Below are 13,326 nucleotides of genomic sequence, written 5' to 3' on the forward strand. Positions count from 1 at the left end.
CAATTAGTATCAAAAACTGACGTTATGCCTTTTTTTGACCCTGTTCAGAGTTAAGTAAGAAGTAAGATACCCAATCATTAATCGGCAGAGGTCGCGCAAAGAAATAGCCTTGAGCGTATTTACAACCTATTTGACGCAATGTCTCAACATGATTTTGGGTTTCCAGGCCTTCTGCTATGACTGAAAAATCAAGTATTTGTGCGAGTTTTAACACTGCACAGGTAATTTCGTAATCGACTTTAGACGAGTTAATGTCTTCAATAAAGCTACGGTCCAATTTGACGCAATCAGCAGAAAGGTTCTTCAAAACCGACAGTGAAGAATAGCCCGTACCAAAATCATCGATAGCAATTTTGTACCCTTTCGAATGAAGCACCTCAATGGTTCTCGAGCAGGTTTCAAAATCGCGCATCATGTCTCTTTCGGTAATCTCAAGCAGTAGTTGGTGAGGCTTACAATCCGTTTCATCGAGTATTACTTGCAGCTGTTCAGCCAGGTCTGTCATATAGAAGATTCTTGCAGAAAAATTGATTGAGAAAGTGACGCCTTGTAAATCAAGCCCCGCGCGTTGCCACTCGGTAATCAAGTTTGCGACCTTCTTAAATACCCATTTATCGATGTCGATGATCAGGTCACTTTTCTCAGCAACTTCAAGAAAATCAACCGGAGGAAGTAACCCTAACTTGGGGTGTCTCCATCGAATCAAAGCCTCGGCTCCGATGATGTCTTGAGAGTTCAAATCAACCTTGGGTTGGAAGTAAACTTCCAGTTCATCATTGGCGATGGCTTGATGAAGCCCCATATTGGTTTCGATTAAGTCATTAACCTCATGTGTCATTTTGTCAGCATAGATGCGGTACTGGTCTCTACCATTGCGTTTGGCGTGATACATCGCAGTATCTGCGTTTCTAATCAAGGTTTCGCCGTCCAAACCATGAGTAGGGTATTCACACACGCCAATACTGGCTGACACGAAGATAGAATTATCACCGATGTAGTAGGGCTTACGCAGTGCTTGATTTAAACGGTCTGCGATCGGTTCGCCTTCTTCTAACCCAATGTTTGAAAACACAACCATGAACTCGTCACCCCCCATTCGAGCGACAAAGCCTTTGTCTCCAACTAGGTTTCTTAGGATGTCAGATACATTGACCAAAAGGTTGTCACCCGGCGCGTGTCCCAGCGAGTCGTTAATGGTTTTAAACTCATCAATGTCGAGGTAAAGCAATAAGAAAGACTCATGGTTTTGGCTCGATCTTCTGATCTCTTCGTCCAATTTTTTCGTCGCCAAAAGGCGATTGGCCAAACCGGTCAGTGGATCATGGTGAGCCAAGAAATCGAAGTTTTTCTTCTCTTCGGTGAGTTCTAAATAAGCCTCTGAAAGTCGTGAGGCCATATCGTTATAGGCCTTTTCTAAGTGAGACCATTCATCGCTTCTGCCCAAATTGATCGGTTCTTTGAGGCTCCCAGACTCTAGGCGGTCAAAGCCATGTTTAAGCGCATTAAGTGGTTGTCTAATATGATATCTGACCACGTGGTTTACCAATAGCATCGATAATACAAACGCGGAGAGGCTAATAAGGATGGCGTTGAATCTTGATAGACCAATTTCTTTTTCTAGCTGGTCGGTTAATTCTAAGGCTTGGTTTTGGACTCGTGACTCTGTGTTTTTCACCATTTCTAATAAGTCACTCTGTGCTTCTAAAAGAGAGGCCATTACCAACCAACGCTGTTCTAAATTGGCTCTAATTCGTTTTAATGCGGCGTTGTATCGCATTACCGTTCTGTTGATGCGCTTTTTCTCTGCGATGACGGCGGGCGTTTCGATATCAACGTTCTCTAGGTGAAGTAAGAATATATCGAGTTCTTTCTCGACCTCAATAAGCAGCACTTTTTCTGTTTCTGGAGTGATACGACTGTGAATGTCACCGACCATTTTTCCTGAAGTAAGAAAAGATTCGCGTAACATGTTGATGAGATCTAACTCGTTGTTGTAACGGATGAAGTCAGGTTCATCTAGGTGTCTAAGTTTGCTGTCGGCGATGGCGAATTCGAGTTGGTCGAGTTGATCAGCCAAGGTTGCATCAATCTTATTGGTTTGTTTAAAGATCCTATTCAGTGCCAGTGAGCTGCCTAAAAATCGGTGGAAATTGTTAATAAAGGCATCAATTTTTTGCGAAAAGCCTTCATTGGTCGACAAATCCCTTAACCTTTGAAGTTGGAAATCAACGTTAAATGCTTCTTCTGACAGTGTGGTTTCACTGAATAAGAAGGTCTGTTCGAGCAATTTCACTCTTGACGTTAAAGTGAAAACTCGACGGCTGATTTCGGAGTTCACTATCAACTCTGAAACGTGCGTGGACGTTTCAGTTTTAAGTGTAGATTCTACGTAATAGAGCGATCGAATCACCATGATAACAGCGAGACTCACAATGAATAACGATAGAAGATTCGAAATAATGAGTCGTTGGGTGATGTTTATCTGATGTAATTTCATTGTGGCTTCCAAATTCTCAGATACGCTTCGCGATAGCCATTTTTAGGGTCGTAGATGCCTTTGTCTTCGTGACTTATAAGCTCTTCAACATTGTCTGGCGTGACTAGGTGAACAGGAGCAGAGTAACCGCTAGGCGGCATCTTGTTGAAGGCTCGATTGAGTTCGTCGACAATTTGCCAACCTTGCAAATAAAGAGGCTCTGGTACAGTAGCAAGTTGGAACTGGCCACTATTAATTCGTTTGTATGCGGCTTTGCTACCGTCACCCGCCGAGATATTTTGTGGTATTAGCCGATACTCATCGAGGTTGGATTCCAAAGACGGGATCGCATAATCAATGTACAAGTCGTTGATGGCTAAAATGTGCGTGATTTTCTCGTCGTACTTCTTCTCGAGTATTTTTAATGTCGCGGGCATTTGCTCCGCTATTTTATCTAACGGTAGGTAGTTCAGTTCAAGGACATCGCACGTGTTGCAACGTTTAATCGTGTTGACCATCGCGTTTGCTTTGATCATCGCTATTTCATAATTAGGGTCGGTGAATACGACGGTTTTGGCTCGACCATTAGAGTTTACAATCGCGAGCAGTGCAGCGACTTCGGCTACAGCCAAAGGATCGGTTGTTATGTTCGAGTATAAGCCAATCTCAGGGTTCCCACTCACCAATTCAGTCGCATGCCAACCAATGACCACAACCCCGAGCTCTTCGGCTTGTTTTAAAATGTCTTTGTGTCGGACAGCATCGATCCCGCCGAGAACGATGGCGTCAGGCTCAAAGCCGAGCGCTTTTCTGATCGCTGCACCTTGGCGGACTTCAGAACCTAGACCGTCGATAAAACGAAGGTGCCAATTGATCTTAGAAATGGCTTCAGATATGCCTTTCCCAACACCATAAACACCGCCGTTACGTAAGTCTGAGGCGACAAAAATAATGTTCTTCTCGTGAAGCACGGCCGGACCTTCCGTTGGTCCTCCCCAAGTTCGTTGACTGGAAATCGCTTGCATCACTTTTTCTTCAGCGTATTGGAAGAAATCGTCTTCTGGATTGCCCGCAAAACTGGTTGAGTAGCAGGTGGTAGCGAGCAACAAACTCGCAAAACTTATCGTCTTATTCATGAATTATATAAAGTGCTTTTAATCATCATCGTTATATATTTATAATAATGTTAATAAACATTCAAACATTTGGTAACAGTTATGATGGGTCAAATTTATAAAAATGTTTTTCCAACCCTACTAACCGCCTGTTTTGCTGTTCCTTGGTTCGTGAACGCTGATGGCATAAGGCCTGACGCTGATTCTAGAAAACTGGATAAATTTCAAGAGACTGTAAGTGGAGAGCCGATCTCTTTGGCTACTGTGTCATTTGAAAAACCGGTGAGAATTGCTCTAATTTATCCAAGTGCAGATATTTCTGACTTTTGGATAAGAAATTACACGGCATTGAAGGAGCGACTCATTGCCCTCGAACTTCCATTTGAGATCCAAGAGTTCACATCGAGACAAATTGAACACTCTTTACAAACACAATATACGGATCAAGTCTTGAGCTCTGAGGCACCGTATGACTTCGTAATTTTTGGCCCTTCAGAGTTAGGCGTTCAAGCTGGAAATATTCAAAAACTTTCTGCATCGAAAGACTTTAAAACCTTTATCTGGGCGTTTCATACACCGAACGAACAATGGGTACATCAACCAGACAGTTGGTTCGACTTTTCTAGTGCGATGGGCGCGAAAGTGCTGTGCCAACATGTGTTGGAAGAGTTAGGTAATGAGGTTGAATTCTCTGCGAATCGCGGGATCCCTGGAATCACCGACACGCAGCGCTCACAAGGTTTCATCAATTGTGTCGAAGAGAAAGGCGATTGGTTAACCGTCTATGAGCACTTTGGGCAATATCAAAAAATTGGTGGGGCTGATGGGGTTCGATTGGTTCTCGGTAATTTCCCTGAAGTGACGATGATTCACAATGCAAATACAGCGATGACGATGGGGGCTGTTGATGCGTTAGGTAAAGCCGATATGCTTTCTGAAATATATGTGACGGGTTGGGGCGGAACGGCGAAAGAGATCGAAAAGATTCGTTCAGACGAGTTGGATGCGACTCCAATGAGAATGAGTGATGACCTTGGGGTTGCGACAGCGGAAGCCATCAAATTTCATCTAGAAGAGAGGGAAGCCGAAGTGCCACTTATCTATTTGGGGCGAATTACGGTTGTGCACAACAAGATGAATGATGAAGAGTTGAATCAGTTAACTAAAGAAGCATTTCGTTACTCGGGTCAGAACTAGGCTTGCTTAATCTGTCTCTTCTGGTTCTATTTTCACACATTAAACTAAAAGAGCCGTTTACCTGTTTCGACTGAATCTGCCAGACTTAGGTAAACGGCTCTTGCATTAGGTATCGAAGGTTCTAAATCTTAACGATTAAACCTCAATGAATTCGATCATTCAGTGATTTCTTTCAGCACTTGTCCAATCGAACCACTTGGTTGAGTGATGCCCAGTTTATTCGAAAGTGTTGGCGCAATGTCGTATGGCGTGATTGCACGCGAGACGTTCTGAGCTTCAACATCGTAGCCTGCAAAAATAACCGGTACATGGGTGTCGTATTTCCAAGGAGAACCATGTGTAGAGGCGATTTGTAGGCCTTCCATGTCATTAATGTAGCTACGTGGTGCGAATACCACATAGACATCGCCAGAGCGAGCTGGGTGGTAGTTGTTTTTGATGAGCTGCATTACATGAGTATCCGGCACTCGGTTCGCTGCGATATCACTGCTTGATACTGCAAATGCAACGCCTTTCACTTTCGCTATTTCATCCGCAATTACTCCTTGTACCTCAGCGAGGTCAAGCTTCTTCTCGGCGATTAAATCGTGATTCAGATAAATATAAGGCTGTGCATACAAACGAATCGCCTCTTTAGTTAAGCCAAATTCGTCCTTCAATCGTTTCTCAACGCCACTCGAGAGTAGTGTGTCTTTGTTGAAGTACTGAGCTTGATTGAAGCCAAGTGCATTTGCCGCAGGTGAAGATTCAGGCACGCCGTGATCGGCAGACAGTACAATTAACGTGTTCTCTAGGCCGACTTGGTTATCGACAGTCTTGAGAAGCTTTGCGATAGTTCTATCGAGTCGAATCAAGTTGTCTTCGGTTTCTAGACTTTCAGGGCCATAAAGGTGAACCACATAGTCGTTCGACGAGAAACTAACAGATAGATAATCGGTCACGTCACCTTGGCCTAGCTTCTCTTGCATCAACAAGGTGCTTGCGAAGTTTTCCGTGATTTCATCACCAGCAGGACTCACGGTGAGCGTAGTACTGTAGTACTTATAGCTTGCCGGGCCGTATGGGTGAGGGAAGGTGCGTTGGAAATCACCGAGTTTCACTTTGTGTTCGGTATTATGTTCTTGCAACGTGTATTGATCACGCGGCAATGAAAGCTCCCACTTTTGTTTGGAATACTGAGCAGCAATCGCTTTCTCGTTCCAGCGTGATACCCAAGCTGGATATTCATCGTAGTAATAGTTACTCGTTACAAATTCAGATTGTGCTTTGGAGAACCAGAAGGCTTTGCCACTGTGTCCCGCCAATGAGATTGCGCCGCGGTCTTTCACCGACACACCGAACACTTTGGATTTTCCGCTATTGGAAATCGTTAGTTCATCACCAAACGTAGTAGAGAGTATTGGCTCAGGAGAGCGACCATCACCTTGTGCTGTCTTCTGTGTTGGGTCGATCTCTGTTGCTTTATCGACACCTGCACCAGAGGTCAGCATTTTGTAGTTACCATCTTCTACGTTATACACCAAACGCTCTTCACTACGGTCATACCAAACATTACCAACCATGCCATGAACACTCGGCGGAGCACCCGTTGCAAGCGATACATGTCCGACAATGGTTTCTGTGTTTCCATGCTGGTAGTTTGCATTGGTGTAATAGGTACCGTCATCCATTAAGTACCGAAATCCGCCTTCACCGAAGTTGTGCTTATATCGTTCGATAAGGTCTGCACGCAGGCCATCGACCGTGATTTGGAGGACTAAATCTGGCTTGTCCGCAGCCGATGCAGGGAAGGCACAGAGTAACGCGAGTGTAAGTCCTGAAAGCTTGGTGTATTGCATAGAGTGTCCTTTTCAGTGTTGCCGTAGCGTTCTAACGTTTGATGATGCAAGTTATGTTTTTAGTATCGTTGACCGGAGAGCATTGAGCTGAGTCACTTAATTCGTTTAAGTGATTAATTCTTAAAATGAACTAGCTTGCTCTCTAAATTAATCAGCATCTTTAACTAGTTCGTATCTTTAACTAAGCGCAGGCCCATGTCTGACATAGTGATCGATTGGCTTGCGAAGTCGCGACGGTAACTTTCAGATTCATTTTCATCATAGGCAAAGCTGCCACCACGAACGGACTTGTGTGATAAACCAACGTCACTGTGTTTTGTATTGTTTGGATTGTCTGTTGGACCGAATCTGTAGAAGGTGTCATCAAAAGCATCAATGACAAATTCACCAACGTTTCCTGTCATGTCGTATAAGCCTAGTTCATTTGGTTTTTTTAGCCCGACAGGATGTGCGCTATTTTTTGAATTTGCTGAGTACCACGCGACATCATCTAAGTCGTTGGAACCACTGTAAGTATAGCCTTTACTGTCATTGCCACCTTTCGCAGCAAACTCCCATTCAGCTTCCGTTGGCAGGCGGTATTCTTCGCCGGTTAATTCATTCAATTGCTCAACGAAATAGTTCGCTTGTTGCCAGCTAAGGTTATTAACCGGAACCTGTGGATTTTGGAAATAACTGAGAGATGAACCCATCACCGATTCGAACAATTCTTGAGTCACCTCAAACTTCGCGATGTAGAAACTATCTACAGTTACATCCCGGGCTGGTCGTTCTGCCTTGCTCGCTTCTGGGCTGTTTGAACCCATGGTGAATGTTCCGCCTTCAACCAACACCATCTCTTGGTCAATTTTTTTGGCGATAGGATGTGTAGGCACGCTGACACAGCCGCTTAGAAGAATAGTCATGGTGACGCTGCTAACCGCTGCTAAATGTTTGTAATTGAAAAATTTCATCACGTGCCTCAAATGTTCGAAATAGGGTGCAATTCTAACGTTTAAGGTCATTCCTATTGGTTATAAAGGGTATAACATGCCACTGACTTAAATCGGAATTATGATGGGAGCCAGACACTAAGATAGGTAGGTAAATCATGCATATTACTCAAGGTCCGCAATATAATGGTAAAGCGTCTAAACGCTTGCATGTTATGGCGAAGCCGATTGGCGCAGCGTGTAATATCGACTGTAAATATTGTTATTACCTAAGTAAGCAAGATTTGTTGGAGTACAAGAAAGGCAGTTCTCCAAGAATGGATGACGAGACGTTAGAGACTTATATCCGACAATATATCGAAGGTCAAAATACCCCTGAAATCATCTTCTCGTGGCAGGGCGGTGAACCTACCATGCTAGGTTTGGCTTATTTCGAAAGAGTGGTTGAGCTGCAGAAAAAATATCAACCTGAAGGTGTGTTGATTTCAAATGACCTTCAGACTAATGGCACATTATTGAATGACGATTGGGGTCGATTCTTAGCAAAGAACAACTTCCTGATCGGTTTAAGTATTGATGGCCCTGAAATGCTGCACAACGCTTACCGTACAAATCGAGCTGGTCGTGGCACATTCAAACAAGTGATGGCTGCGGTTGAACTGCTACACAAACACCAAGTTAAATTCGCAACGCTCACTTGTGTGAATAACCTCACCAGTCAAAATGCACTAGAAGTGTATCGCTTCCTGCGTGATGTGGTGAAGTCTCCACAGATGCAATTTATCCCTATCGTTGAACAAAAAACCTTTAGAACCGTTGCACCGCAAACTTCTCAAGTGAGTGAGCAACTTAAGCAAGGTGACAAACGTCTTATCCCAGGCCACAAAGATTCGATCATGGAATCATGGTGCGTGTCAGATTTGGCTTGGGGTAATTTCCTGATTACTGTGTTTGATGAGTGGGCGAAGCACGACATCGGTAAAGTGTTTGTTCAGTATTTTGAAGCAAGCTTAGAAACGTGGATTGGTCGCCCAAACCCGCTTTGCACTTTGAACGAGATGTGTGGCAAAGGGCTCGCGATGGAGCCAAACGGCGACGTGTTCTCGTGTGACCACTATGTCTACCCAGAATATAAAATCGGAAATATCCACCACGAGAAGCTTGATGATCTCGCGTACAGCGCACCACAACAGAAATTTGGTTTCGCGAAATCACGCACATTGACGAGCCAATGTCAGCAGTGTGACTACAAATTCGCTTGTCATGGCGAGTGTCCTAAAAACCGCTTTATCAAAACTCGTGCTGGTGAGCCGGGTTTGAACTACCTATGTGCAGGTTGGCACAAGTTCTTTTCTCATGTAGATAAGTCGATGGCCTATATCGCTCGGGCCATGAGACATCCTGTAGCTCATGGTAAGCACAATGACTCTGTATTGATGGCGCATCGAGCAAAACAGGCGCAACAAGCCACGTTCGAGACCAAGTTTTAACTCGGCCTTTTTGTCTACAGATCCTAACGAAATTTAATTAGATACGAGTCTAAGGAAAGGCTAAGTTCCCCAGTTTAAGGTAATACTATGATGAAGAAGAGTTTAGCGACTGCCGTTGCGTTGTTAATTTCAACGTCTGCTATGGCAACCAATAGCGTTCAACAGACGGTTGACGCACCGGCACAAAATATCAATCAAGTGCTTGAAATGACGGATACTCAAACCCGTATCCAACAGTTGTCTTACATGGCGCAAGATCAAAACCAATCCATAGAGAACCGTACTGGTGCGTTGCAAGCACTGACCAATTACCCAAGCCAAAACGCATTGGTTGCTGTGGCAAGAGGGCTTAAAGACCCAAATCCAGAAGTAAGAGAAGCCGCGGTCATCGGCTCTGCACCATATCAGTTAGAACATCGCTGGACCTTGGTTTCTCCGTTACTAAAAGATAACGACACTATGGTTCGCCATACCGCAACATCAAACCTAGTTCGTGACTTTAATGCGTTAAATGAACAGCAAAAATCACAGATTGAGTCTCCAGTAAAAGAACTGATTGGTTTCTTGGAGACTCAGGAGTCTGAGAAATTTCAGTTGTTGTTTGCTGATGTACTTCGCTGGCACAACGAATGGGATAAAGCAGAAACGGTTTATCTAGAACTGATAAAAACTCATCAGAAAGATCCCCAAGTTTGGTTGAGCTACGCTGATAATTTCCGAGCTCAGAAAAAAGACCTGCAAGCAGTAGAAGTGCTGGATCGTGGTTTAGGGAATGTGCCAAACAACGCAGCGCTGCATTACTCAAAATCTTTGACTCTGGTTCGCCTTGAAAACAAGAACGCTGCGGCAAATGAGATAGAAGTCGCTGCAGAACTGGCGAAAGATAATAGCTATTACTGGTATTTGAATGGCGTGTTACAGGAAGAGTTCGATATCGACAAATCAACCCAGTCATTTGAAAAGGCGTATCTAATTTCGGGCTCGCCCGAGCAACTTTACGCAGTCTGTGATATTTACGTGCGTTACGGGAATGAGAAAACAGACGACTGCTTGGAAGAGCTTTCGAAAGTTGCACCGAGTTACGTGATTGAACAGTTGAAAGAGAAGCGTGTTCCTTCTAGTTCGTAAATTTCAACGGTAGTTGCTGATTAAATAAGGAGCCAGTCGACGATATCGACTGGCTTTTTGTTTTCCGTATATGTTCGATTTTTACTAGTCACCCATTGAGCTTGATGCTCGGCGTCTGTCTGTTGCTCCATAGATCTTGCCATCTTTTACTTCAATGGCGTTCAAGCCACTGACCACAGGAATGACATGTACCGGATAACCGAGCTGAATAAACTCAGGGACAAGCATTTCAGCGTAGGTTTTCTTCTCGACTAATAGACCCGTTGGGTCATAAGGTTTGGTTCGATCAATCTTAGTGCCGTACTGAATATTCGGTAGGTCAATGGCGTCCTGCGCGGATAGACCCCAGTCGAGAACGCCAACTACGGTTTTTAACACATACCCTGGAATTTGAGAGCTACCCGGTGATCCCACCACTAAACGTAGGTCGTCATTCTTGTCCATCACCATTAACGGTGTTATCGCTGAGCGAGGTCGTTTTCTTGCGTCGATAGCATTTTGACTCGGTTTACCGTTGATGGTTGGTTTGGTAGAGAAATTGGCCATTTGCGCATTGAGAATCACACCATCAACCATTACTCCAGAACCCATTCCTGTGCCAATGGTACTGGTCATTGCAATCGCATTACCGTCTTTATCGATGATGGAGATGTGTCCGGTATCCTGACTTTCAAAGCCTTGATACTGTGCGTAGTCGGTATCGGAAAGCTTACCTGCCTTCGGGTTAGACTGCGCGATGCCATGCTCTGGGATCAGTTGACGTCGCTTATCAATGTAAGGCTTGTCGAGTAGGGCAGACACTGGGGCTTCAACATAATCAGGATCACCTGCATAAGCGATACGGTCGGCTTTGGCAATTCTCATTGCTTCCGTCATTAAGCGCCAAGGTTCAGCATCGGTTTTCGACATGTTTGCTAAATCATAGGCTTCTAGCATTTCAAGACTTTGGGCCACCATTACGCCACCAGAAGCAGGGTAGCCAAATGACACTATCTTATTGCCTCTATAGTCGTTTTCAATTACGTCGCGTTGTTTCACTTTGTAATGCTCAAAATCTTCGATAGAAAGCTTTGCGTGGCCTGAATCAATACGGCTGTTGACCGTTTCAACGATGTGCTTACCAAATTCGCCACCATAAAGGTATTTGTCACCTTGTTGAGCAATGTTGTTTAGAGTGTCGGCAAGTTTTGGGTTGGTCATCAAAGTGCCTGTTGGTTTGATCTCATCGTTATCCCAATAGAGCGCTTTGATTTCTGGGTCTTCAATCAAACGTGTTTGCTCACGAACCACAATGTCGTACGTGTAGCTATTCATCGCATAACCTTTGCTTGCAAGGTCGATGGCAGGTTGAATAAGTTCCGACCAAGGCAGTTTCCCATACTCTTGGTGGGTGCTATAGAGTAGTCGAAGTGTGCCAGGTACTGCGACCGAACGCGGACCCAAAATCTCATTTCGACTTAGCGGCTTGTCGTTTTCCATGAACATGTCGGGTGTTGCGCTAGAAGGGGCTTCATCACGACCATCGAGAGCGAGAAACTGGTCTTTATCATGTTGATAAAACAGAGCAAACGTTCCGCCGCCGATCCCAGTCATGTCGGGCTCGACGACCGACATGGTCATTTGCATCGCCACCATGGCGTCGATGGCATTGCCGCCTTGTTTCAGTATCGAATATCCGGTGCTGCTGACATATGGGTTGGTCGCACTCACCATGAATTTTTCGCCGCTTTTGTCTGGTGTTATTGGAAAGGGGGTGGGCTCAGCCGCGAAACCGACCGCTGAAACCAAACTTAAAGATAAAGTAGCTAATCGCATGCGTTCTCCGTTTAAGGTATCTGTTTATTTGCTCTAAGGTTGACCGAGCAAGGCCGGCGAAGTTCGTGAGTTTGCAGCCTTTTTACACAATGTTGACTGCTCTGACATTCATCCCAAAACCATATAAATTATTGCAAATAAAAGGATAGTTAAGGCTTATGTTTCAGCTTGTTTGGGTAAAGTTTAGGACCAGAAAAAAGCCCAAGGTGCGTGAGTACCTTGGGCTTCTGTTTTTATTGAATATTATTTAACTCTGGCTTAGAAAACAAAACTCAGCATGATGGTATAGAGCACTGCATCTTTATCATCAAAGCCTGTTGGTGTGAAGTCTTCAACAAAGGCGCCGTTGGTTTTACGTGCTTCAAAGTATTGAACTTCACCATTGATAGAGACGTTTGGTAGTACATCGTAATCGACACCAATCAAATAACTGTTCCCGGCTAAGTGCTCGTTAGAATCAAACTCTGCACCGTAAACAACGTAAGGAGTGAAAGAGTTTAGTCTATAGCCCAAACTTGCGTACATCGATGATGAGAAATCACTTATTTGCCCTTCACTAGTCAGAACAGCTTGACCAAATTCGTACTCGGCTCCTAGCGACCAAAGTTGGATATGTTGGTTATCTAGTTCTGTTGTGTATGGTGTAGGCACCCCAGGTATTGTCGTGCTAACCGTTTGATCGAAAGTTGAATCTAAGAAAGATAGGTTCCAACGGTAGTTTTCGCCGCTTAGTTGTAGGTTGGCACCGAACATTCGATTGGTTTCAAATTCTAGATCTGTACTCGAGTTGAACTCGACTTCATTTGTGTCTTTTACACCATAGAACGGAGAGAGCAATAGAGTCGCCTCATCACTGACGTCGTGGGTCCAGCTGACCTTGATGCCATTGAACGCGGTGATACCTAGCACGGCATTATAAACCTCTGTTGGAGGCCTAGCGGTCATGTAAGCTTGGCCAACGTAATAGTATTCAGAGGCAAGAAACAGAGGGATCCTTAAGCGTCCGATGCTGGCATCAAAATCACCAAATTCATAGCCGAGATAAGCCCACTCTAGTTGTGGGTCACTCCATTCAAATTGTGGTGCTTTCACAACTTGTACAGACGCTTTAAATGAGTTGTAGAAATAATCGAGCTGAACACCAAACGTGGTATCACAGTCGTAACAGTTTTCATCAGTAAATCCACGATTAATTACTAATGGATTTTTGTTATCTGATTTAGCCCAAGATGTTGAGCCAAATCCGCTTAACGAAAGGTTGTCGGTTATCTCTATAATCGCGAATGCGGGAGAAGTAAGTGAAGCACATAGCACTGACGTAATTATCTTTTTCAT

General features: G+C 44.3%; 9 protein-coding genes. 3 read left to right on the top strand and 6 right to left on the bottom strand.

Annotated features, from left to right (window positions below; all coding sequences use genetic code 11):
• Positions 1–22: 22 nt before the first annotated feature.
• Complete coding sequence (locus tag IHV80_RS20470; RefSeq protein ID WP_192892103.1) at positions 23–2,497, bottom strand: putative bifunctional diguanylate cyclase/phosphodiesterase; 2,475 nt, start codon at positions 2,495–2,497, stop codon at positions 23–25.
• Positions 2,494–3,612 carry a substrate-binding domain-containing protein gene (locus IHV80_RS20475; RefSeq protein WP_192892104.1) on the bottom strand — a complete coding sequence of 373 codons (1,119 nt, stop codon included), beginning with the start codon at positions 3,610–3,612 and terminating at the stop codon, positions 2,494–2,496. Before IHV80_RS20475 ends, IHV80_RS20470 begins: the two co-directional genes overlap by 4 nt.
• Before the next feature lie 81 nt (positions 3,613–3,693).
• Between IHV80_RS20475 and IHV80_RS20480 the strand changes: the two genes are divergently transcribed.
• Entirely contained in the window at positions 3,694–4,788 is a 1,095-nt protein-coding gene (locus IHV80_RS20480) for a substrate-binding domain-containing protein (RefSeq protein WP_192892105.1), read from the top strand.
• A 155-nt stretch (positions 4,789–4,943) separates the two neighbouring features.
• Here IHV80_RS20480 and IHV80_RS20485 read toward each other — a convergent pair whose 3' ends face one another.
• Complete coding sequence (locus tag IHV80_RS20485) at positions 4,944–6,626, bottom strand: alkaline phosphatase family protein (RefSeq protein ID WP_192892106.1); 1,683 nt, start codon at positions 6,624–6,626, stop codon at positions 4,944–4,946.
• Between the two features lie 164 nt (positions 6,627–6,790).
• The gene (locus tag IHV80_RS20490; RefSeq protein ID WP_192892107.1) at positions 6,791–7,579 is read right to left on the bottom strand and encodes a formylglycine-generating enzyme family protein; all 789 of its coding nucleotides are present in this window, start codon (positions 7,577–7,579) and stop codon (positions 6,791–6,793) included.
• Positions 7,580–7,716: 137 nt separating this feature from the next.
• Here IHV80_RS20490 and IHV80_RS20495 point away from each other — a divergent pair, with 137 nt between their 5' ends.
• Together IHV80_RS20495 and IHV80_RS20500 are read left to right on the top strand one after the other, a co-directional pair.
• Positions 7,717–9,048 (top strand): anaerobic sulfatase maturase, encoded by a 1,332-nt coding sequence (locus IHV80_RS20495; protein ID WP_192892108.1) that lies wholly within the window; start codon positions 7,717–7,719, stop codon positions 9,046–9,048.
• Positions 9,049–9,135: 87 nt separating this feature from the next.
• Positions 9,136–10,176: a hypothetical protein gene (locus tag IHV80_RS20500; RefSeq protein WP_192892109.1), complete on the top strand. Its 1,041-nt coding sequence runs from the start codon at positions 9,136–9,138 to the stop codon at positions 10,174–10,176.
• Between the two features lie 84 nt (positions 10,177–10,260).
• Here the strand turns inward: IHV80_RS20500 and ggt are convergent, their stop codons facing one another.
• Together ggt and IHV80_RS20510 are read right to left on the bottom strand one after the other, a co-directional pair.
• Complete coding sequence (gene ggt, locus IHV80_RS20505) at positions 10,261–11,991, bottom strand: gamma-glutamyltransferase (RefSeq protein WP_192892110.1); 1,731 nt, start codon at positions 11,989–11,991, stop codon at positions 10,261–10,263.
• 258 nt (positions 11,992–12,249) lie between these two features.
• Positions 12,250–13,326, bottom strand: a complete 1,077-nt coding sequence (locus IHV80_RS20510) for a sulfate ABC transporter permease (protein WP_192892111.1) — start codon at positions 13,324–13,326, stop codon at positions 12,250–12,252.

The organism is Vibrio bathopelagicus, from assembly GCF_014879975.1.
Classification (GTDB): Bacteria; Pseudomonadota; Gammaproteobacteria; order Enterobacterales; family Vibrionaceae; genus Vibrio; species Vibrio bathopelagicus.

What these genes read in the sequence shown, in the direction of transcription:
- IHV80_RS20470 (WP_192892103.1), bottom strand. Translation starts at nt 2,497, where the DNA reads ATGAAATTACATCAGATAAACATCACCCAACGACTCATTATTTCGAAT.
- IHV80_RS20475 (WP_192892104.1), bottom strand. Translation starts at nt 3,612, where the DNA reads ATGAATAAGACGATAAGTTTTGCGAGTTTGTTGCTCGCTACCACCTGC.
- IHV80_RS20480 (WP_192892105.1), top strand. Translation starts at nt 3,694, where the DNA reads ATGATGGGTCAAATTTATAAAAATGTTTTTCCAACCCTACTAACCGCC.
- IHV80_RS20485 (WP_192892106.1), bottom strand. Translation starts at nt 6,626, where the DNA reads ATGCAATACACCAAGCTTTCAGGACTTACACTCGCGTTACTCTGTGCC.
- IHV80_RS20490 (WP_192892107.1), bottom strand. Translation starts at nt 7,579, where the DNA reads ATGAAATTTTTCAATTACAAACATTTAGCAGCGGTTAGCAGCGTCACC.
- IHV80_RS20495 (WP_192892108.1), top strand. Translation starts at nt 7,717, where the DNA reads ATGCATATTACTCAAGGTCCGCAATATAATGGTAAAGCGTCTAAACGC.
- IHV80_RS20500 (WP_192892109.1), top strand. Translation starts at nt 9,136, where the DNA reads ATGATGAAGAAGAGTTTAGCGACTGCCGTTGCGTTGTTAATTTCAACG.
- ggt (WP_192892110.1), bottom strand. Translation starts at nt 11,991, where the DNA reads ATGCGATTAGCTACTTTATCTTTAAGTTTGGTTTCAGCGGTCGGTTTC.
- IHV80_RS20510 (WP_192892111.1), bottom strand. Translation starts at nt 13,326, where the DNA reads ATGAAAAAGATAATTACGTCAGTGCTATGTGCTTCACTTACTTCTCCC.